This window comes from Pseudoclavibacter sp. AY1H1 (assembly GCF_002931055.1).
In the GTDB taxonomy this organism is placed as follows: Bacteria; Actinomycetota; Actinomycetes; order Actinomycetales; family Microbacteriaceae; genus Pseudoclavibacter.
The window spans coordinates 94291-114255 of sequence record NZ_PSXX01000001.1 but is presented as its reverse complement, the minus strand read 5'-3'; the positions used below and the strand labels follow the sequence as shown (position 1 = coordinate 114255).

The 19965-nt window shown below is 67.5% G+C and carries 18 protein-coding genes; 5 read left to right on the top strand and 13 right to left on the bottom strand.

Annotated features, from left to right (window positions below; genetic code table 11):
* Window positions 1-5 precede the first annotated feature (5 nt).
* Window positions 6-1130 carry an Mrp/NBP35 family ATP-binding protein gene (locus tag C5E05_RS00530; protein ID WP_104341185.1) on the top strand — a complete coding sequence of 375 codons (1125 nt, stop codon included), beginning with the start codon at window positions 6-8 and terminating at the stop codon, window positions 1128-1130.
* A 65-nt stretch (window positions 1131-1195) separates the two neighbouring features.
* Here the strand turns inward: C5E05_RS00530 and C5E05_RS00525 are convergent, their stop codons facing one another.
* Complete coding sequence (locus tag C5E05_RS00525; RefSeq protein WP_374953186.1) at window positions 1196-1615, bottom strand: Sec-independent protein translocase TatB; 420 nt, start codon at window positions 1613-1615, stop codon at window positions 1196-1198.
* A 135-nt stretch (window positions 1616-1750) separates the two neighbouring features.
* Here C5E05_RS00525 and C5E05_RS00520 point away from each other — a divergent pair, with 135 nt between their 5' ends.
* The gene (locus C5E05_RS00520; protein WP_104298557.1) at window positions 1751-2380 is read left to right on the top strand and encodes an O-methyltransferase; all 630 of its coding nucleotides are present in this window, start codon (window positions 1751-1753) and stop codon (window positions 2378-2380) included.
* A gap of 101 nt (window positions 2381-2481) precedes the next feature.
* Here C5E05_RS00520 and C5E05_RS00515 read toward each other — a convergent pair whose 3' ends face one another.
* On the bottom strand, window positions 2482-2652 hold the full coding sequence (locus tag C5E05_RS00515; RefSeq protein ID WP_082775374.1) for a DUF3117 domain-containing protein: 171 nt from the start codon (window positions 2650-2652) through the stop codon (window positions 2482-2484).
* Window positions 2653-2869: 217 nt separating this feature from the next.
* Here C5E05_RS00515 and C5E05_RS00510 point away from each other — a divergent pair, with 217 nt between their 5' ends.
* The gene (locus C5E05_RS00510) at window positions 2870-3466 is read left to right on the top strand and encodes a superoxide dismutase (RefSeq protein ID WP_104298556.1); all 597 of its coding nucleotides are present in this window, start codon (window positions 2870-2872) and stop codon (window positions 3464-3466) included.
* An 83-nt stretch (window positions 3467-3549) separates the two neighbouring features.
* On the opposite strand, the gene C5E05_RS00505 is transcribed toward C5E05_RS00510, so the two are convergent.
* Window positions 3550-4812, bottom strand: a complete 1263-nt coding sequence (locus C5E05_RS00505; RefSeq protein ID WP_104340818.1) for a hypothetical protein — start codon at window positions 4810-4812, stop codon at window positions 3550-3552.
* Window positions 4794-5924 (bottom strand): succinyl-diaminopimelate desuccinylase, encoded by a 1131-nt coding sequence (gene dapE, locus C5E05_RS00500; RefSeq protein ID WP_104241599.1) that lies wholly within the window; start codon window positions 5922-5924, stop codon window positions 4794-4796. The genes C5E05_RS00505 and dapE overlap by 19 nt, the downstream gene beginning before the upstream one ends.
* A 75-nt stretch (window positions 5925-5999) precedes the next feature.
* On the opposite strand from dapE, the gene dapD reads away from it, so the two are divergent.
* On the top strand, window positions 6000-6983 hold the full coding sequence (dapD, locus tag C5E05_RS00495) for a 2,3,4,5-tetrahydropyridine-2,6-dicarboxylate N-succinyltransferase (protein WP_104241600.1): 984 nt from the start codon (window positions 6000-6002) through the stop codon (window positions 6981-6983).
* A 191-nt stretch (window positions 6984-7174) separates the two neighbouring features.
* On the opposite strand, the gene C5E05_RS00490 is transcribed toward dapD, so the two are convergent.
* The 6 genes from C5E05_RS00490 to C5E05_RS00465 all read right to left on the bottom strand — a co-directional run bounded on the left by C5E05_RS00490 (window position 7175) and on the right by C5E05_RS00465 (window position 14423).
* Window positions 7175-8509, bottom strand: coding sequence for a citrate synthase (locus C5E05_RS00490; protein ID WP_104241601.1), 1335 nt, complete (start codon window positions 8507-8509; stop codon window positions 7175-7177).
* 130 nt (window positions 8510-8639) lie between these two features.
* Window positions 8640-9770: a succinyldiaminopimelate transaminase gene (gene dapC / locus C5E05_RS00485; protein ID WP_104340817.1), complete on the bottom strand. Its 1131-nt coding sequence runs from the start codon at window positions 9768-9770 to the stop codon at window positions 8640-8642.
* A complete protein-coding gene (gene fdxA, locus C5E05_RS00480; protein ID WP_104241603.1) occupies window positions 9767-10093 on the bottom strand; it encodes a ferredoxin in 327 nt (108 codons plus the stop codon). The genes dapC and fdxA overlap by 4 nt, the downstream gene beginning before the upstream one ends.
* Before the next feature lie 14 nt (window positions 10094-10107).
* Window positions 10108-10560: a hypothetical protein gene (locus tag C5E05_RS00475; protein ID WP_104306957.1), complete on the bottom strand. Its 453-nt coding sequence runs from the start codon at window positions 10558-10560 to the stop codon at window positions 10108-10110.
* Window positions 10561-10605: 45 nt separating this feature from the next.
* A complete protein-coding gene (gene typA / locus C5E05_RS00470) occupies window positions 10606-12522 on the bottom strand; it encodes a translational GTPase TypA (RefSeq protein WP_104241605.1) in 1917 nt (638 codons plus the stop codon).
* A 107-nt stretch (window positions 12523-12629) separates the two neighbouring features.
* Window positions 12630-14423, bottom strand: coding sequence for an ABC transporter ATP-binding protein (locus tag C5E05_RS00465; RefSeq protein ID WP_104340816.1), 1794 nt, complete (start codon window positions 14421-14423; stop codon window positions 12630-12632).
* Between the two features lie 80 nt (window positions 14424-14503).
* Here C5E05_RS00465 and C5E05_RS00460 point away from each other — a divergent pair, with 80 nt between their 5' ends.
* Window positions 14504-15109, top strand: coding sequence for a hypothetical protein (locus C5E05_RS00460; RefSeq protein WP_146080502.1), 606 nt, complete (start codon window positions 14504-14506; stop codon window positions 15107-15109).
* 44 nt (window positions 15110-15153) lie between these two features.
* Here C5E05_RS00460 and C5E05_RS00455 read toward each other — a convergent pair whose 3' ends face one another.
* From C5E05_RS00455 to C5E05_RS00445, 3 genes are all read right to left on the bottom strand, one after another.
* Window positions 15154-16308 carry an ABC transporter permease gene (locus C5E05_RS00455; RefSeq protein WP_104340815.1) on the bottom strand — a complete coding sequence of 385 codons (1155 nt, stop codon included), beginning with the start codon at window positions 16306-16308 and terminating at the stop codon, window positions 15154-15156.
* A 14-nt stretch (window positions 16309-16322) separates the two neighbouring features.
* The gene (locus tag C5E05_RS00450; protein ID WP_104241609.1) at window positions 16323-17897 is read right to left on the bottom strand and encodes an ABC transporter permease; all 1575 of its coding nucleotides are present in this window, start codon (window positions 17895-17897) and stop codon (window positions 16323-16325) included.
* A gap of 153 nt (window positions 17898-18050) precedes the next feature.
* Window positions 18051-19919 carry an ABC transporter family substrate-binding protein gene (locus C5E05_RS00445; RefSeq protein ID WP_104241610.1) on the bottom strand — a complete coding sequence of 623 codons (1869 nt, stop codon included), beginning with the start codon at window positions 19917-19919 and terminating at the stop codon, window positions 18051-18053.
* Window positions 19920-19965: the final 46 nt, after the last annotated feature.

The following is a 19965-nucleotide window of genomic DNA, read 5'->3' as shown; positions in this document are numbered from 1 at the left end:
GCGACGTGACGACGGCCGACGGCATCTGGAGCGCGCTCGCTGGCGTCAACGACCCCGAGCTTCGCCGACCGGTCACCGAGCTCGGGATGATCGAGCGCGTCGACGAGCGCCCAGACGGGTCCTTCGAGGTCGAGCTGCGGCTCACGATCGTCGGGTGCCCGGCGGCGCGTCAGATCGAGCGGGAGGTGCGCTCCGCGATCGAGTCGGTCGTCGACGACACCGGATACGATCTCGAGATCGGCGTCATGACGCGCGAGCAGCGGACGGCCCTCACGGAACGGCTGCGGGGCTCCCGCGCTGGCCGCGTGCATCCCTTCGGTCGCGACTCGCTGACGCGCGTCATCGCCGTCACGAGCGGCAAGGGCGGCGTCGGCAAGTCCACGGTCACCGCGAACCTCGCCGCCGCCTTCGCACGGCGCGGCCTCAGCGTCGGCCTCATCGACGCCGACGTCCACGGCTACTCCATCCCCGGCCTCTTCGGGCTGGGGCACGACGTGGCACCGACGCGGATCGGGGACATGATCGTGCCCCCTGAGTCGCACGGCGTGAAGCTCATCTCGATCGGCATGTTCCTCGGCGACGATGCTCAGGTCGTCGCGTGGCGCGGCCCGATGCTGCATCGAACGATCGAGCAGTTCCTCACCGACGTCTACTTCGGGGACCTCGACGTGCTGCTGCTCGACCTGCCCCCTGGCACCGGCGACATCGCGATATCGCTCGGCCAGCTCCTCCCGAGCGCCGAGGTCGTCGTCGTCACGACTCCGCAGGCGGCTGCCGCCGACGTCGCCTGGCGCTCCGGGGCTCTGGCTAGGAAGACCGGGCAGCGGGTCGTCGGCGTCATCGAGACGATGTCGCCGTTCGCTTCGCCGGACGGGGGCCGGGTCGCGCTCTTCGGCGAAGGCGGAGGGCTGGCCGTCGCAGAGCGCCTCAGCGCGGAGGGCGATGCGGTCGCCTTGCTCGCCGAGGTGCCGGTGAGCCAGACGCTCCGCGAGTCTGGCGACGCCGGCACTCCCCTGCTGCGGGCCGAGCCGACGGAACCTGCAGGCGAGGCGCTCCAGCGCGCGGCGGACGCCCTGCTCGCTCAGCCTCGCGGACTCAGCGGTCGAAGGCTTCCGGTCTCGCTCGTCTAGGCTCCCGAGCTCGTCCGTCTCCTGGTCGAGTGGCCGGTGCCTCGGCGTCTCGGATGGGACTCAGATCAGGTGGCTTCGGCGTCGAACGGCACGGGACCGACGATCGATGCGGACGGCTGTGCGCTCGAAGCCCAGCTCGGTCGCGAGGCGCTCCCGGGCGCGGCGGCGGCCGCGGCTGCTCCGGCTGCGAGAGTCGCGGCGCTCGCAGCGGCAGACGCAGAAGCGCCATTCACGGGGGCAGGCTGGGGCGCTGCGGGCTCATCCTCGGCGAGAAGCGCGTCGCGGATGATGCGGCGAGGGTCGTACTGGCGAGGATCGAGCTTGCGCCAGTCGACATCGGCGAAATCGTCGCCCATCTCCTCTTTCATGCGCGACTTCGCGTTCGTGGACGCGCCACGAAGCCACTTGACCGCATCAGCGAGACGCTCGGCAGCTTTCGGGAGCTTGTCGGGACCGATGATGAAGGCCGCGATAATGCCGATCAACAGCAACTTCTCAAACGTCAGCCCAAACACCGTCCCATCATAGGGTCTGCGATGCGCCGACACCTCACCCCGGGAGCCCAGAACCCGGATGCGGGAATCGGACTCCGGGACCTCGCCCGCCGCTAGTCTTGAAGAATGTCTGAACTGGAGCTCAGCTCGCGCTACATCAACGAGCGAATCGTGGACGATGCCCTCGTCCGGGATGCTCGTCAGCTGACGCTCGAGCTGGGACTGCCGCTCCCCTCTGCCGCAACCGCGGCTCACCTGACGTTCCTCGCGGCCGCGACGGGAGCCGCCACGATCATCGAGATCGGGACCGGGGCGGGGGTGCTCACGCACGCGGTCTGGCGCGGGGCGCCGAGCTCGACGATCACCTGCATCGACGCCGAGCCCGAGTACCTCGGGCACGCGCGGCGTCTGCTGATCTCGGCGGGGGCGCGGGGCGCGAGCCTCCGCTTCATCACGGGTCACCCACAGGACGTGCTGCCTCGGATGACCGAGGGCGGCTACGACCTGGTCGTCATCGGAGGCGACATCGCGCACATCGGCGCGCATCTGCAGCATGGGCTGCGCCTCATCCGCCCCGGCGGCACGATCGTCGCCCTCGGTGCGCTCAACGGCGGGAAGGTCGCTTCACCGGCCCGACGCGACGCGCTGACGAGCGGCCTGCGCGCCCTCTACTCCGAGTTCGATCTCCAGGAGGATCTGCGCCTGGCTCTGCTGCCGCTCGACGGTGGCATCCTCCAGCTCACGAAGCTGCGCTGAGCGCGGCACGCTGCACGCCAAGGCGCTGGATTCAGACACGCGGAACGAAGAAGAAGGGCGCCGACCATGGTGGTCGACGCCCTTCTCTCCGTGCGAATCGGCTATTCGCCGACGACTGCGCTCAGCGCGTCGCGAAGCTCGCGGGCCTCGTCGTCGTTGACGGACACCACGAGGCGCCCGCCACCCTCTAGGGGTACACGAACGATGATCAGCCGTGTTTCGCGGATGGCTTCCATAGGTCCGTCACCAGTACGCGGTTTCATCGCGGCCATAATTGCGCCTCCAAGATTTGTGCAGTGTCTCCCTAGTATCCCAAATTCGCGGACCGAGTGTGCATTCGGCCCTCCGGAATGCGCAAAGTCGTGGATCAAATTCGGTCCGACTTGCGAGGAAACGGCGAGGGGAACGGCCAGAACCGAGGTGTAGCGTCGAATTTCGTTGGCGTCGATGGCGCCTTCTGTCCTGGCCAGATGATCGAAAGGACCTCACGTGGCTGAATACACGCTTCCCGACCTCCCCTACGACTACGCGGCACTCGAGCCCCACATCTCGGCACGCATCATGGAGCTGCATCACGACAAGCACCACGCGACCTACGTGAAGGGCGCCAACACGGCACTCGAGCAGATCGCCGAGGCGCGCGACAGCGGCAACCTCGCGAACATCAACAAGCTCGAGAAGGACCTCGCCTTCAACCTGGGCGGACACGTCAACCACAGCGTCTTCTGGACCAACCTCTCGCCGGAAGGCGGGGAGCCCGCTGGTGGCATCAAGGATGCGATCGACGAGCAGTTCGGCGGTCTCGAGAAGTTCCAGGCGCAGTTCACCGCCGTGGCGCTCGGCGTGCAGGGCTCCGGCTGGGCCGTGCTCGGCTACGACCAGACGGGTGGCAACCTCACCACGTTCCAGCTCTTCGACCAGCAGGGCAACATCCCGTTCGGGGTCACCCCGCTGCTGCAGCTCGATGTGTGGGAGCACGCCTACTACCTCGACTACCAGAACGTTCGGGCCGACTACATCAAGGCCTTCTGGAACATCGTGAACTGGGAGAACGTGGGCCAGCGCCTCGACGCGGCACGCGGCTGACGCGACCCCAGCGCTCAGCACAGACGGCGATCGCCGCATCCGGTGATGGATGCGGCGATCGCTGCGTGTGGGGGCCGGACCGGCTACGCGGGGGTCCAGTCGCCCTCTACGGTGTACCAGCAGACGTAGAGCCACAGGAGCTGCCCGACGAGCATGAGCACGACGACGCTCACCCGGTAGAGCGGCGACTTGGGGATCGCGACGGCGCCGAGGATCGGGAACATCGGCATGAGCAGCCGGAACGTGCTCGACTGCGGGAAGAAGACGGCGAAGAGGTACGTGAAGTAGCTGAAGAGCCAGATGCGGATCTCGATGCCGAGCCTGCGCATGATCGGCAGCGCGATGGCGCCGACCACGACGATGACGAAGAGCACCACGATGATCGCCCCGATCGGCTGGCCGAACCAGAACGTCGAGCCGTGGAACCACCCCGTGAACGGCTCCAGCTCGATGGGCCCCGTGTAGTGGATGCGCCAGGCGAGCTCCGTGTCGATGTACGCGGATGGGACTCCGGTCACGGCCCAGGCGATGAGCAGCCAGCCGAAGCCCGCGACCGCGGAGAGCAGCCCGGCGGCCATGACCTTGATGACCTCACAGCGTGGGAACGCCTCGCGACCCTTGGCGTGCATCCACCAGCGTGCGAGGAAGTAGAGCCCCAGCGTCATGGCCCACGCGAGCCCAGTCGGGCGTGTGAACGAGGCGAGCACGATGACGGGAAGCATGACCAGCCACTGGCGCTTGATGAGCAGGTACAGCAGCAGCGCGACGAAGAAGCTCTGCGCGCTCTCCGCATAGCCGAGCTGGAGCAGGGGGCTCGTCGGAGCGATGCAGAAGAGCAGCGTCGCGAACGCCGTGGTGCTCTTGTCGACCACGAGCGCGAGGGTCCGGTTGAAGACCCAGGCCGCCGCGAACCCGAACGCCGTCGCGACGAGCACGGACGCCACTTCCCACGGCAGCGTCGTCGCCACCATGAGCCCACGGACCAGGACCGGGTAGAGCGGCATGAAGGCCCACGCGTTCTCGGTGACCTGCCCCTCGTCGTTTCGGGGCAGCTCGCTCGAATAGCCGAACGGCCCACCGGTTCCGATGCGCTCGAACCAGGCCGAGTCCCACAGGTTCGAGAAGGTCCACAGGTCGGGTTTCGCCGGCGACTGCCAGGTCTCCTGCTGCTGGGATGCGAAGGCCAGCAGGAAGACGGTCGTCACGACCCGCGTTCCGAAGAAGATGATGGCGACCTGCGCCAGGGCCGGGAGGCGGCTCCAGTAGTACGAGAAGTACGTCGGCCTGGTGTCCGCGGCGATCGTGAACTCCTCGCGGCCCGTCCTCGCTAGCGTGAGGTCAGCCATGTCCGCAGCCCCTCCTCGACTCGCGTGATCTCGGAGAGGAGCACACGTTCGTCGTCGGCGTGCGCCTTGAGCGGGTCGCCAGGGCCGTAGTTCACCGCTGGGATGCCGAGCGCCGAGAACCTGGCCACGTCCGTCCACCCGTACTTGGGCTTCGCCTCGGCGCCAACCGCTTCGAGGAATCCGCGCGCCAGAGGGGCGTCGAGTCCCGGCCTGGCTGCGGGAGAGCGGTCGACGAAGTCGAGCTCGAAGTCACCGAACCACGCTCTCAGCTTCTCCTCGGCTTCATCGAGCGTCTTGTCCGGGGCGAAGCGGTAGTTGACGTGCACGACGCACTCGTCGGGGATCACGTTGCCGGCGACCCCGCCAGAGATGCGGACGGCATTGAGCCCTTCCCGGTACTCGAGGCCCTCGACGGGCACCGTCGCAGGCTCGAACGCCGCGAGCCGCTCGAGGATGGGCGCCGCCTTGTGGATGGCGTTCTCCCCCACCCACGCGCGTGCCGAGTGGGCGCGCTTCCCCCTGGTCCGGATGTCGACGCGGATGGTGCCGTTGCAGCCGCCCTCGACCTCGCCCTTCGTGGGTTCGCCCAGGATCGCGAAGTCGGCGGCCAGGAGCTCCGGCCGGGCATCCGCGAGCAGCCCCAGCCCGTTCAGCTCGGACGCGACCTCCTCGTTGTCGTACCAGATCCAGGTCACGTCGACGGCGGGCTCCACGAGCTCAGCTGCGAGCCTCAGCTGCACGGCAACGCCGGCCTTCATGTCGACCGTGCCGCGCCCCCAGAGGTACTCCCCAGACGGCGTATCCGGCACATCTGCCGCGGCCTGCTCGGGAGAGAGGACCTCGAGCCGCGTCGGGAGGTTCTCGTTGATCGGCACGGTGTCGATGTGCCCCGCGATCGCGACCCGCTGAGCGCGCCCGAGCGAGGTGCGCGCCACGATGGTGTTGCCGAGCCGCTGCACCTCGAGATGCGCGAACGGCGCCAGCGCGGCCTCGATGGCGTCGGCGATCGTCGCCTCGTCTCCGGAGACAGAGGGAATGTCACACAGCAGGCGCGTGAGCTCGGTGGAGGGTCGCGTCAGGTCGAGGGCGTCGCCACTCGCGAAGGAAGACATGGGTTCAAGCCTAAGTGCTCGGCAAGAGCACAGCGCGGTGCCCGCGCGGGCCCTTCCCTGGGTAGCCTGGAGCGCATGACCAACGATGCACCCACCTCCCACGACCAGCGGACAGCTTGGGGCGACGGCCTCGCCACGATCACGAACGACGGACAGGTGCTCGATGCCTGGTTCCCGACCCCCGCGCTCGGCCCGCTGCCAGAGGGCCGCGACCCGCACATCTCTCCCGCCAGCTTCGCGGCGCTCTCCTACGACGACGAGCGTCGCCAGGTGCAGGTCAGCCCGGTCACCGTAACGGTGCGGCTCGATGAGCCCGTCGAGAGCGTCGTCGACGCCTACCTCCGCCTGCACCTCCTGAGCCACCTCATCGTCGAGCCGAACAGCATCAACCTCGATGGCATCTTCGGCCACCTGCCGACCAACGCCTGGACCAACGTCGGCCCCATGCGACCCGACCTCGCCGCCTCGTCGCGCGCGATCCTCCAGCGCGAGGGCATCCAGGTCTACGCGATCGACAAGTTCCCACGCCTCCTCGACTACGTGATGCCGGCGGACGTGCGCATCGCCGACGGCGGACGGGTCCGTCTCGGCGCGCACCTGGCACCAGGCACGGTCGTCATGCACGAGGGCTTCGTGAACTTCAACGCTGGCACCCTCGGCCGCTCGATGGTGGAAGGGCGCGTCTCGCAGGGCGTGGTCCTCGGAGCAGGCAGCGACATCGGCGGCGGAGCGTCCATCATGGGCACGCTCTCCGGTGGCGGCAAGGAGCGCATCCGCATCGGCGAGCGCGCCCTGCTCGGCGCGAACTCCGGGATCGGCATCTCGCTGGGCGACGACTCGATCGTCGAGGCCGGCCTCTACGTGACCGCCGGAACCAAGGTCTCGCTCATCGGCCAGAGCGACCCCGATGGCCAGATCGGCGAGCCGCAGTCGGTCAAGGCGTCGGCGCTCTCCGGTGTGCCGAACCTGCTGTTCCGACGGAACTCGGTCAATGGCGCGGTCGAGGCCCTGGCGCGGACCGGGGCTGGCATCCAGCTCAACGACGCCCTGCACGCCTGACCCCAACGCCTTCGGACTGACCCTGTGGTCAGCAGCCCGGAGACAGAACAACACTCCCCGCTGGCCACCTGTCGTGCGGCTCGAGCGGGGAGTGTCTTGTTCGATCAGCGTAGAACGCGTGCCGTCGCAGCGGAACCCCTCACAGGGGATTCCAGGCTGCGGCGGCACGCGTCACCGGCGCGGGTCCGGCGTCAGAGCAGCTGGAAGCCGCGGTTCTCCGGGTAGTGGCGCTCGGCCTCACCCGTGTAGAGCTGCTGCGGGCGCCCGATCTTGGTCTTGGCATCCGCGTTCGCCTCGCGCCAGTGCGCGAGCCAGCCGGGGAGGCGCCCGATGGCGAACAGCACCGTGAACATGCGCGTCGGGAAGCCCATCGCCTTGTAGATGAGGCCCGTGTAGAAGTCGACGTTCGGGTACAGGCTTCGCTCTTTGAAGTAATCGTCGTTCAAGGCGACCTGCTCGAGCTGCGTCGCGAGCTCCAGAAGCGGGTCGTTGACGCCGAGCGCGGCGAGCACCTCGTCCGCAGACTCCTTGACGAGCTTCGCACGGGGGTCGTAGCTCTTGTACACCCGGTGCCCGAAGCCCATGAGGCGCACGCCGTCTTCCTTGTTCTTGACCCGCTCGACGAAGCGGTCGACGCCCTCGCCGGATTCCTGGATCTGCGCGAGCATCTTGAGGACGGCCTCGTTGGCGCCACCGTGCAGCGGGCCGTTGAGGGCGCTGATGCCAGCGGAGATCGAGGAGTACATGTTCGCCTCGGTCGAGCCGACGAGACGCACCGTCGAGGTCGACGCGTTCTGCTCGTGGTCGGCGTGCAGGATGAGGAGGCGCTCGAGCGCCTTCGAGAGCACGGGGTTGACCTCGTAGGGCTCCGCGAGGTTGCCGAAGTTGAGCTTCAGGAAGTTGTCGACGAAGTCGAGCGAGTTGTCCGGGTACAGGAACGCCTGGCCGATGCTCTTCTTGTGCGCGTAGGCGGCGATGACCGGGATCTTCGCGAGGAGGCGGATGGTCGACTGCTCGACCATCTCGGGGTTGTGGACGTCGAGGGAATCCTCGTAGTACGTCGAGAGCGCGTTGACGGCGCTCGACAGCACGGACATCGGGTGCGCGTGCGGCGGCAGTGCCGTGAAGAAGCGCTTGAGGTCCTCGTGGAGGAGCGTGTGGTGGCGGATGCGGTCGGTGAAGTTCTCGTACTCCGACTCGGTCGGCAGCTGGCCGTAGAGCAGCAGGTACGCGACCTCGAGGAAGCTCGACTTGGAGGCGAGCTCCTCGATCGGATACCCGCGGTAGCGGAGGATGCCGTTGGCACCATCGATGTACGTGATCGCCGACTTGGTCGACGAGGTGTTGACGAAGCCCTGGTCGAGCGTGGTGTACCCGGTCTGCTTCATGAACGTCGAGATGTCGACCGCGTCAGCGCCCTCGGTGGCGCGCAGAACCGGGAACTCAGCAGTCCTGTCGCCGATCCTGAAGGTGGCTGAGTCCGCCTCATTCCGGTGGGCCTCAGCCTGCTTGTGCTGTTCAGTCACAGATCCTCCTCGAGCGGGTGGGGGATGCTCCCCGGCGAGCACGCAGAACGCGCAGTGTTCTCATAGCCTAATCGGTCGACCAGGTGACTATGCGAATCCACAATGAAACTCGCGATGTGCTGTTCGATACCTACTGAGCTTGCGCGGAATGGTCAGGACTGGCCGCGATGAGGCGCCGCGCGGCCTCGTCGACGTGCGCATCCGTGGCCGTCAGGGAGACTCGGACGTGCCGTCCGCCGGCCTCGCCGTAGAAGACCCCGGGACCCGCGATGATGCCGAGCTCTGCGAGCTCCTCGATCGTTGCCCAGGAGTCGTCGCCCTTGGTGCCCCACAGGTAGAGGCCCGCCTCGCTGTGCTCGATACGCAGCCCCCACGCCTGGAGCGCGGGAAGGAGCACCTCTCGGCGACGGAGGTAGCGGTTGTACTGCTCGACGGCATGCTCGTCGTCGCCGAGCGCAGCCACGACGGCCGCCTGCACCGGGGCCGGGACGATGAGCCCCGCGTGCTTGCGTGCCGTGAGCAGGCGCGAGATGAGCTGCGCGTCACCCGCGACGTAGGCCGCCCGGTAGCCCGCCAGATTCGACCGCTTCGAGAGGGACGAGCACGCGAGGATGTTGCTGAGATCTCCACCCGTGACCCGCTCGTCGAGGATGCTCGGGATGCGCTCCCCCGACCAGTCCCCCCAGCCGAGTTCCGCGTAGCACTCGTCGTTGACGATGACGGCGCCCAGCTCGCGAGCACGGGCGACGGCTGCCGCGAGCTCCTCGACGCCGAGCACTCGGCCGTCGGGGTTGCCTGGGCTGTTGAGCCAGATGAGCTTCGTCGATTCCGGCCAGGCCGCGGGGTCGTCGCCCGCGAAGCCCTGGGCTCCGGCGAAGACCGCGCCGATCTCGTACGTCGGGTAGGCCCGGGCAGGGTAGACGACCGTGTCGCCCTCGCCGAGTCGCAGGAAGAAGGCCGTCGTCGCGACGAACTCCTTCGAGCCGACCGTGAGCATCGTGTTCGAGCGCAGCAGACCGCTCACGCCACGGCACCGCGCGAACCAGGCGACGACGGCGTCCCTGGCTTCCGGTGTGCCGATCGTGGTCGGGTAGGAGTGCGCGTCGGCGTGCTGCCGCAGCGCCGCGCGAACGACCTCCGGCGTCGGGTCGACGGGAGAGCCGATCGAGAGGTCGAGGGCACCATCCGGGTGCGCGTTCGCCTGGTCGATGTAGGGCTTCAGCTGGTCCCAGGGGTAGTCAGGCAGCTCGCCGAGCGTCACGCGCCCTCTCCCTGCGGTTCGAGCGCCGCGATGACCGGGTGGTCATGGTGGATGACGCCGACCTTCGCCGCTCCCCCTGGCGAGCCGATCTCGGAGAAGAAGTCGACGTTCGCGGTGTAGTACTCGCTCCACTCCTCCGGCAGGTCGTCCTCGTAGTAGATGGCCTCGACAGGGCAGACGGGTTCGCAGGCACCGCAGTCGACGCACTCGTCGGGGTGGATGTAGAGCATCCGGTCGCCCTCGTAGATGCAGTCGACGGGGCACTCATCGATGCAGGCCCGGTCCTTCACGTCGACACAGGGAAGGGCGATGACGTAGGTCACTGAGGTGACTCCTCCTAGCTCGGTTGCGATCTCTCATCGTACTCGCCGCCGCCGGTCGCCGTTCGCGATCGGCGACTGGGCAGGGCCGGCCAGAACGCGCAGCCCGCCGCGACGAGGGACGCAAGCGCGAGCCACGCGAGGCCGACCACGTCGCCGACCACGACGACGCTCGAGCCCGGATTCCAGACGCCGAGGCCGACGACCGCGACGATGACCCCCACCGCGAACCCGGTGCTCATCCACCGGTCGACGAGGTACAGGCGCAGGCCGATGCCGAGGCAGAGGATGCAGGCGAGGCCGAGCACGATGCCCACCCAGAGCGTCGTCTCGAAGAGCTCGACGCGGCCACGGTGGAGGAACGTCGTCACGGTGCCGACGATGAGGCCGAAAAGCGCGTAGAGCAGCGCCCCGAGGATGCGTTCCCCGGTTCGCTGCTCTGCGGCAGGCTGTTCGATGACTTCCGTCATACGACCTTACTGTTCACGTGTTGCCGTGCGAGGGCGCACGCGCAACTACTGCTTCTTGGCGCGCGACGTGGCACGCGCACGCGCGTTGCCGTCGAGGAGCAGCTTGCGGATGCGGATCTTCTCGGGCGTGACCTCGACGCACTCGTCCTCGCGGGCGAACTCGAGGCACTCCTCGAGCGTGAGCTGGCGAGAAGGCGTCATCGACTCGAACGTGTCCGCGTTGGCGGAACGCATGTTCGTGAGCTTCTTCTCCTTGGTCACGTTGACGTCCATGTCGTCGGCGCGCGAGTTCTCGCCGATGACCATGCCCTCGTAGACCTCTTCGGTCGGCTGCACAAAGAACGACATGCGCTCCTGCAGTGCCTGCATCGCGAACGGCGTCGCGACTCCCGCGCGGTCGGCGACGATCGAACCCGAGATGCGGGTCGTGATCTGGCCGGCCCACGGCTCGTAGCCGTGCGAGATGGCGTTCGCGATACCGGTTCCACGCGTGCTCGTCATGAACTCGCTGCGGAAGCCGATGAGGCCTCGCGACGGGATGATGAACTCCATGCGGACCCAGCCCGTGCCGTGGTTCGACATCGACTCCATGCGGCCCTTGCGCGCGGCGAGGAGCTGCGTGATGGCGCCGAGGTGCTCCTCCGGCGAGTCGATCGTGAGGTGCTCGAACGGCTCGTGGGTCTTGCCGTCGACGATCTTCGTGACCACCTGCGGCTTGCCGGCGGTGAGCTCGAAGCCCTCGCGGCGCATGTTCTCGATGAGGACGGAGAGCGCGAGCTCGCCACGGCCCTGGACTTCCCAGGCGTCCGGGCGCCCGATGTCGAGGACGCGGATCGAGACGTTGCCGATGAGCTCGCGGTCGAGGCGGTCCTTGACCATGCGCGAGGTGAGCTTGTGGCCCTTGACCTTGCCCATGATGGGCGAGGTGTTCGTGCCGATCGTCATCGAGATGGCGGGCTCGTCGACCGTGATGCCGGGAAGCGGACGGATGTCCTCCGGGTCGGCGATCGTCTCGCCGATCATGATCTCGGGGATGCCGGCGACGGCGACGATGTCACCGGGGCCAGCGGAGTCGGTGGGGACGCGGTCGAGCGCCTTCGTCTCGAGCAGCTCCGTGATGCGCACGTTGTGCACCGAGCCGTCGTTCTTCACCCAGGCCACGTTCTGGCCCTTCTTGAGCGTGCCGTTGAAGACGCGCAGCAGAGCGAGACGACCGAGGAACGGCGAGCTGTCCAGGTTCGTCACGTGCGCCTGCAGCGGCGCCTCCGGGTCGAAGGCCGGCGGCTGGATGTGCTTGAGGATCGTCTCGAAGAGCGGCTCGAGGTCGTCGTTGTCCGGCAGCTCGCCGTCGGCGGGCTGGTTGTGCGAAGCGGCACCAGCACGGCCCGAGGCGTAGAGGACGGGCAGGTCGAGGAGCGCGTCGATGTCGAGATCGGGCGCCTCATCGGCCATGTCGGAGGCGAGACCGAGGAGCAGGTCCTGGCTCTCGGCGACGACCTCGTCGATGCGCGCGTCCGGACGGTCGGTCTTGTTGACGCACAGGATGACCGGGAGGTTCGCGGCGAGCGCCTTGCGGAGCACGAAGCGGGTCTGCGGGAGGGGCCCCTCGGAGGCGTCGACGAGGAGGACGACACCGTCGACCATGGACAGGCCGCGCTCGACCTCGCCACCGAAGTCGGCGTGGCCAGGGGTGTCGATCACGTTGATCGTGATCGGGCCATCCGTGGCGTGCTTCCCCTTGTAGGAGATCGCCGTGTTCTTGGCGAGGATGGTGATGCCCTTTTCACGCTCGAGGTCGTTCGAGTCCATGACTCGGGCTTCGGTCGAGTTGCTGTCGTGCTCGCCAAACGAGCCCGTCTGCTTCAGCATGGCGTCGACGAGGGTCGTCTTGCCGTGGTCGACGTGCGCCACGATGGCGACGTTACGGAGTTCAGAACGGTGGGCGACAGGCACAGCAGTCATTCAAGGGTGCTTTCATTTGAGAAAAGGGCAGTTCATCCTACGTCACGGAGGACACGCCTCCCGACCAGCGTGAGATCGCCCCCACGCTGGCCGAAGTTTCTATCGAGTCACTGGCCGGATTCCCGCTCCTCCGCCTCGGCGCGCAGGATGTCCTCCTGCTGCGCCGAAGGAGCATCCGAGGCCACGATGTCGTCGCCGAGGACCTCGGCCGTGACCGCGCCCTCGGTTGCGCGCTTGAGCGCGGCCCGCTCGGCTCGGCGGATCGCCTGCTCGTCAGGGTCCGGCACCGGCACGGCGGCGACGAGGCGCTGCGTGTACGGGTCCTGCGGAGCACGGAGGATCTGGTCCGTCGGCCCCTGCTCCACGATCTTGCCGTGGTTCATGACGATGACTCGGTTCGCCAGCTGGTCGACGACGGCCAGGTCGTGCGTCACGAACAGCACGGCGAACTGCAGCCGCTGCTGGATCTCGACGAGCAGCTCGAGCACGCGCTTCTGCACCGACACGTCCAGGGCGGAGGTGGGCTCATCGGCGACGAGGAGCTTCGGCTCGAGCGCCAGGGCGCGCGCGATGCCGATGCGCTGACGCTGTCCGCCGGACAGCTCGTTCGGGTAGCGGTTGCGGAACGAGCGGGGAAGCTCGACCTGGTCGAGCAGCTCGCCGACTCTGGCCTCGATCTCCGCCTTCGTCAGCTTCTTCTCGAGGATGAGCGGCTCCGCGATCGACTGCCCGACGGGCCACCTCGGGTTGAGCGACGAGCCCGGGTCCTGGAAGACGATGCCGATATCGCGGCGCACCTTGGCGAGGTCGTGCCTCGAGACCCCGTTCAGCTCGACGCCGTTGAGCTTCATCGAGCCGGCGGCGACCGGCAGCAGCCCGACGACCGCGCGAGCGACCGTGGTCTTCCCCGATCCCGACTCTCCGACGACGCTCACGATCTCGCCCGGGTAGATCTCGAAGGTCGCGTCCTCGACGGCCTTGAACGCGGGGACGCGGCCCTGCTTCGGGTACTCGATGTCGGCGTTCTGCACGACGAGCGCCGGCTCGCCCGTGAACTCGCGCGCATCCAGCCCGCTCGCCTCTCCTGTGCCCAGGTGCGGAACCGCGTCGAGCAGCGTCTTGGTGTAGGCGTGCTGCGGGTTCTTGAAGATCTCTCGCACGGTGCCGCGCTCGACGATCTCGCCGCCCTTCATCACGATGACGTTGTCGGCGATGTCGGCGACCACGCCCATGTCGTGCGTGATGATGACGATCGCCGAGTTGAGGCGCTCGTGCAGTGACCGCATGAGCTCGAGGATCTCGGCCTGGATCGTCACGTCGAGGGCCGTCGTCGGCTCGTCGGCGATGAGGAGGTCAGGGTCGCAGCTGAGCGACTGCGCGATCATGGCGCGCTGCCGCTGTCCGCCGGAGAGCTGGTGCGGGTACGAGTCGAACGCCTTCGCCGGGTTGGGCATCTCGACGAGACGCAGGAGCTCGAGCGCGCGCTCCCTGGCGGCGTTCGGCGTCATCGTGGGGTTGTGGATGCGCAGCGCCTCGGAGATCTGGAACCCGATCGTCAGCACCGGGTTGAGCGCCGTCATGGGCTCCTGGAAGATCACCGCGATGTCGTTGCCTCGAGCGCGGCGCAGCGTCGACTGCGGCGCCCCGATGAGCTCGGTGCCGTTGAGCTTCGCGCTGCCGGAGGTGCGCCCATTCTTCGGGAGGAGGTCGAGGAGCGTCATGGACGACACGGACTTGCCGGAACCCGACTCGCCGACGATGGCGAGCACCTCGCCCGGCCGGACCACGTAGTTGATGTCCTTCGCGGCGGTGACCCAGTCGCCGCCGACCCAGAACTCGACACTCAGATCCTGGACCTCGAGGATCGGCGTCGCGTCGTCTTTGCGTGAAGTCGTGCTCATGAGCGTGCCTCCCGGTGGGCTGCGGTTGCAGCGCGTGCTGTCTGGGGTGTGGGCCGTGCGGCCTCTGCGAGAATGGGCGGGTGTCCGAGCGAACCGTTCTCCGCCCCCGTATGGGTCTTGTCGTCTACGGCGTCATCGCCGCGATGGCGCTCGTCGCCGTCATCTCCGTGATGATCACTCCGGGAGCCGAGCGGCACCTGCTCTCGGTGCTGCCGCTGCCCATCCTGGCCCTCGGCCTCGGATGGATCACCCTGGTGAGCCCGAGCGTCGTCTTCACGGACGATGCGCTCGAGGTGAACAACCCGCTCAAGAAGACGGTCGTGCCCTACGGGCAGATCGAGCTCGTCGAGACGACGCGCGGCTTCACCGTCACGACGCCGGAGGGCAAGGTCAGCGCGTGGGCTGCTCCCCCGCCCGACCGACTCAGCGCTGAGCGCATGGACCCGCGCGATCCGCTCCTGTGGAAGGACCCGCGCCGGCTCACGGACGAGTCCCAGAGCATCCGCACGAGCGCGGCTCCCGGAACCTACTCCGGCGACGCCGCCGTGAACCTCACGCATCGCCGGGCTCAGCAGCAGCGAGACGCCGGAACGCCGATCGGTCCGGTCGTGCGCACCCAGAACGTGCTGAACACGGTGGTGCTCATCACGACGGTGCTCGTGGTCGGCGCGCTCATCGCCATCTAGCCCGGCGAGGACCAGGCGAGGGGCGTGCTCTGCGACGAGGCGCGTCACGCATCCGCCTTGCTCGCGTCACCCGTGCTTGCGCCACCCGTGCTCGTGTCGCCCTTGGTGGGGCGGCCGTCGCGCGACGTGAGCGTGCGCCACATGCGCGACCAGGTGCCGTTGCCGGGGATCTTGCGCTGGCGCGGGTCGAACGCGTCGCGCAGTCCGTCGCCGATGAAGTTGATGCACAGCGCGATGGCGACGATGAAGGCACCCGGGAACCAGAACAGCCACGGGCGAGTGGCGAACGCGCCCTGGTACTCCTGCACGATCTGGCCGAGCGAGACGTCTGGCGGCTGGATGCCGAAGCCCAGGAACGACAGGTTGGCCTCGAGGATGATGGCCGCGCTCATGAGCAGGGTCGTGGAGACAATGACCACGCCGAGGGCGTTCGGCAGGATGTGGCGGAAGATGATGCGGCGCCCCGATGCACCGGCGACCCGAGCCGCGTCGACGAACTCGCGCTCTCGGAGCGTGAGGAACTCCCCGCGCACGAGGCGGGCGAGCGACATCCAGCCGACGAGACCCAGCACGACGGCAAGCGAGACGGCACCGTAGGCCCGGAGGACCTCGTTCTGGCCGGCGAGCTGGCCGAGGACGGCCGCGAAGACAAGCGTCGGGATGACGAGGAAGAGGTCGGTGACGCGCATGAGCACGTTGTCGACCCATCCGCGGTAGTAGCCCGCGATGCCGCCGACGATGATGCCGATGACCGCGGCGAGGATGCCGTAGATGAACATGACCGTGAGCGACTGCTGCGTTCCGCGCATGACGCGGGCGAAGATGTCGCGGCCGATCTCGTCCTGACCGAACGGGTGCGAGCCCCAGTCGAACAGGCTCACGAAGGTCGGGTTGCCGCCGTTCTCGATGGGGGCGATGGAGTTCCAGTCATAGGCCCACCAGCCGGGGACCTGGATCTGCGTGAACTTGCCCTCGGAGAAGTCCCACCACGGCACGACGATGCCGACGGAGGTGAAGACGAGCAGCACGATGACCAGGAGGACGGCGGTCGAGACCATCGCACCCGTGTGGCGCACGAACCGGCGCCAGACGATCTGGCCCTGGCTCAGGCCGATGGTCTCTCGCTGCTCGATGGTCAGCTCGTCCCCGGGGCCGTGCGGCTGGGGTGAGGTGATCTCAGTGAAGTTCGGAGTCGTCATAGCTCAGCCCTCTCTCAGCTCAGGCGGATTCGCGGGTCGAGGACGGAGTACAGGATGTCGGCGATCAGGTTGAAGATCACCGTGAGGGCGGCGGTCACGAGGACGTAGCCCATGAGCGGGTTGAGGTCGACGTTGCGCAGCGACTCGGAGAAGATCGAGCCCATCGCCCTCCAGCCGAAGATCTGCTCGGTCACGATCGCGCCGGAGATGATGGCTCCGACGTCGGCCGCGACGATCGTGGTGATCGGGATGAGCGAGTTGCGCAGTGCGTGGCGCATGACCACCGTGCGCTCCGGCAGGCCCTTCGCGCGAGCAGTCCGCACGTAGTCCTGGTTCATGATCTCGAGCAGGCTCGAGCGGGAGTATCGGCTGTAGCTCGCGATGGAGATGACCATGATCGCGATGGTCGGCAGCAGCAGGTGCGTGAAGCCGTCGAGCATCTGCAGCCAGATGGACGGGTCGGAGCCGAGCTGCGGGCTGGATGCGCCGACCGTCGCGATCGGTCGCCCGCCGGTCTGGTCGTAGTAGCCGGACCAGGTCTGCATGACGCGGTCGATGACGAGCAGCAGCGAGACGACGAAGCCGACGATCGCCGCATTGCCTGCGACGTTGCGCTTGTCGAGGCCGCCGAAGAACTTGCCGGCGAAGTAGGCGATGGCGGTGAAGGCGACGATGAGGACGATCGGGAACCAGGCGCCGATCTCGTTCGTCATCGCGAACTGCAGCGGGTACCAGAGCGCTCCCCCGACGACCGCGACCGCACCGGTGACGATGAGGTTGCGGCGGTGCGAGAGGCCGACGGTCAGCGCCGCGGTGATGAGCACCGTCGCGAGCCCGAGGAAGATGATCAGCACCGTGCCGAGGCCCGGGTTCCGGAACCAGTCGAGCAGTTCCATCCCGAACAGGATCGCGATGCTGCCAGCGGTGCCGGCTCCGAACACGATGGCTCGCGTCTTTGCGGGCCCCCCGATGATCGACATGAAGATGAAGCCGATGACCACGCCGATGAGCAGCAGCATCGGTATCGGTATCTGCGGGGCCTGCAGGAAGTCGTTGAAGCCGATGGCCATGTACTGCTTCAGCAGCACGGCGACGAAGAAGATCGGCAGCGAGTACGTGAGGAACGACAGGAACGTCACCGTGTAGTCGTAGCCCGAGTACTGGCGCAGAGCGGTCGTCACGCCGACGGCGACGCCGATCACGACGGCGATGAGCGTCGCGGCGGTGACGAGCTGCAGGGTCTGGCCGACCGCCGAGGCGATGAGCGGTCCAACGTCCTGGCCGACGATGTTGACGCCCATGGAGAAGTTGTTGCCGAGGAAGCCGAACAGTCCGTTCGGGTCGTCGAAGGTCGGGATGAAGAACCCGAGGATGCCACCGAGCCAGAGGAAGAAGCGGGCTGGGGCGGGCACATCCAGTTGCAGGAGCTCCACGCGCGCGGCGATGAGCTGCTCCTTGTTGGGAGCCGTGGACTCCAAGATGTCCGCGAGCGGGTCCTTCGAGATCGCGACGAGGTTGTACACGATGAAGAGCGCGCCAAGCAGGATGAAGATCGACACGAAGAGGCGTCGGAGGGTGAATCTCAGCACAGAGGTGTCCTGTTCTGGAGGAGGCATTCGGCCGGGGTGTGGCCGCGAACAGACGAGGCGGGAGTCCCGCAGTCGAGAAGACTACGGTACTCCCGCCGTCGCTTGGTCTGACCGCGCGGCGGTCAGCGCGTCGAGAGCTCGACGCTGGTGTGACTACTCAGCGGCTTCCACGGGTGCCCACTCCCAGGCGTTCCAGAAGTACTGCGGGGAGAGGAATCCGGGCTTGACGTTCGCGACCTGGTCGCTCCAGGCGACCACGCCGGGGAACTGGAAGATCGGCACGGACCAGGACTTGTCCATGATGATCTTCTCGGCGTCGACGAGCTTGCCCTGAGCCTCAGCCGGGTCGAGGGTGACCTCGACGTCCTTGAGGATCTGGTCGAGCTCGGGGTCGCTCCAGCCGTAGTAGTTGTTGATGCCGCCCGTGATGTAGTTCGGGGACGGCTCGCCGACACCGAGACCCTCGGACTGCCATCCGAAGAGGGCTGCGTCGTAGGCGTCGGTCTGCGTCGTGAGCACGGTGGACCAGTCCTCGGCGCTCGCGTCGACGATCGTGAAGCCGGCCTTCTCAGCCGAGGCCTTGATGAGCTGCAGCTCCTGCTGGCGGCGCGGGTTCGACGATGCCGTCATGAAGCGGACGGACGGGTTGGCAACGCCGGCCTGCGCGAGGAGGCCCTTGGCCTCTTCGATGGCCGCGTCGTCGCCCGAGTAGCGGTCGACGCCGCTGGCGGCGACGGAATCCTCGTAGCCGTCGGCTCCGGGGAGGAACACGAGCGAGTCGCGGGTGGTCGCATCCGGTGCGATCGGCGTGATGAGCTTCTCGACGATCTCCTGGCGCGGGATCGTGAGCAGGAAGGCCTCGCGGATCTGCTGGGCCTTGGCCTCGTCGCCGCCGTAGGTTGCGGGGTCGAAGACGCCGCCGTTGGCGACCTGGAGGTCGACGTGCTCGTAGGTGCCCTCGAGCGAGGACTCCCACTCGATGCCCTCGGTGGCCTCGAGCTGCTGCAGGAGGTCGGTCGTCGGCTGGCCGGAGACGATCTGGACTTCACCGTTCTGGAGCGCCTGCACCTGTGCCTGCGGGTCCGGGATGAAGCGGATCGTGATGGTCTCGTAGTGCGGCAGCGGGCCCCACGTGTAGTCCTCGCGGGCCGTGAGCGTCACGTACTGGTTCTCGACGAGATCCGTGATCGTGTACGGGCCGTTGGAGAGCGTCTTCTGCGGCTCCTCTGGCATCGAGGTGTAGTCGTAGCCCGTGCGGTACTCGGACGCGACCTTGCCGAGGAAAGCGGTGTCGTTGTCGTTGACGGCCGTGATGAAGGCATCCTTGGCGGCCTGCGCGTCGTCGTACTCACCCGGGTAGGCGAGCTGGACGGTGCCGTGTGCCGAGATCGCCGTCGTGTCCGGCGCGAACATGGTCTTCCAGTCGGCGTACGGCTGGTCGTAGACGACCGTGAACGACTTGTTGTCGTCGGCCAGCGTCGGAACTGCCGAGGCGAGATCGAGCTGGAGGCCGGGAGCCGGGTCGGTTCCCCAGTAGACGCCAGCGTCTGCGGCCGCGTCGATCGCGTCCTGGTTGGTGACGTTGCCCTCGTCGTCGTACTCGGCCTCTGGGACCTCGCCGGCGGAACGGTGCGTCGTGTTGGCAGCCCAGGTGAGGAGCAGGTCGGCGCCGTCGAACGGCGTCCCGTCGCTCCAGGTCACCGCGTCGTTGACCGTGTACTTGATGGTGAGCGGGTCGCTCGAGACCTCTTCGACCGTGCCGAACTCGGTGTTCTCCACGAGCTCAGGGGTCGGGTCGTAGTCGATGAAGCCGTCCGACGTGACGTGGACGATGTTGGCGTTCGCCGCGGCGTTGTTGGCCGAGGTGTTGACGTTGAACGCGAAGAACGGATCGTTCCAGGCAACCGTGATGGCGGAGCCACCGACGATCTCCGGATCGCGGTTCGGGGCGGAGCAGCCAGCGAGCACCAACGCGCTTGTGGCGACGATGGCTCCCGTGGCGATAACTCGTGATGTCCTCATAGGACCTCCTTGGGGGAAACATGGGGGTGTGAGCGTCGAAGATCCA

Coding starts and splice junctions, on each gene's coding strand:
- C5E05_RS00445 (WP_104241610.1), bottom strand. CDS start 19,919: ATGAGGACATCACGAGTTATCGCCACGGGAGCCATCGTCGCCACAAGC.
- C5E05_RS00455 (WP_104340815.1), bottom strand. CDS start 16,308: ATGACGACTCCGAACTTCACTGAGATCACCTCACCCCAGCCGCACGGC.
- dapD (WP_104241600.1), top strand. CDS start 6,000: ATGACCAACGATGCACCCACCTCCCACGACCAGCGGACAGCTTGGGGC.
- C5E05_RS00465 (WP_104340816.1), bottom strand. CDS start 14,423: ATGAGCACGACTTCACGCAAAGACGACGCGACGCCGATCCTCGAGGTC.
- dapE (WP_104241599.1), bottom strand. CDS start 5,924: ATGTCTTCCTTCGCGAGTGGCGACGCCCTCGACCTGACGCGACCCTCC.
- C5E05_RS00520 (WP_104298557.1), top strand. CDS start 1,751: ATGTCTGAACTGGAGCTCAGCTCGCGCTACATCAACGAGCGAATCGTG.
- C5E05_RS00505 (WP_104340818.1), bottom strand. CDS start 4,812: ATGGCTGACCTCACGCTAGCGAGGACGGGCCGCGAGGAGTTCACGATC.
- C5E05_RS00515 (WP_082775374.1), bottom strand. CDS start 2,652: ATGGCCGCGATGAAACCGCGTACTGGTGACGGACCTATGGAAGCCATC.
- typA (WP_104241605.1), bottom strand. CDS start 12,522: ATGACTGCTGTGCCTGTCGCCCACCGTTCTGAACTCCGTAACGTCGCC.
- C5E05_RS00475 (WP_104306957.1), bottom strand. CDS start 10,560: ATGACGGAAGTCATCGAACAGCCTGCCGCAGAGCAGCGAACCGGGGAA.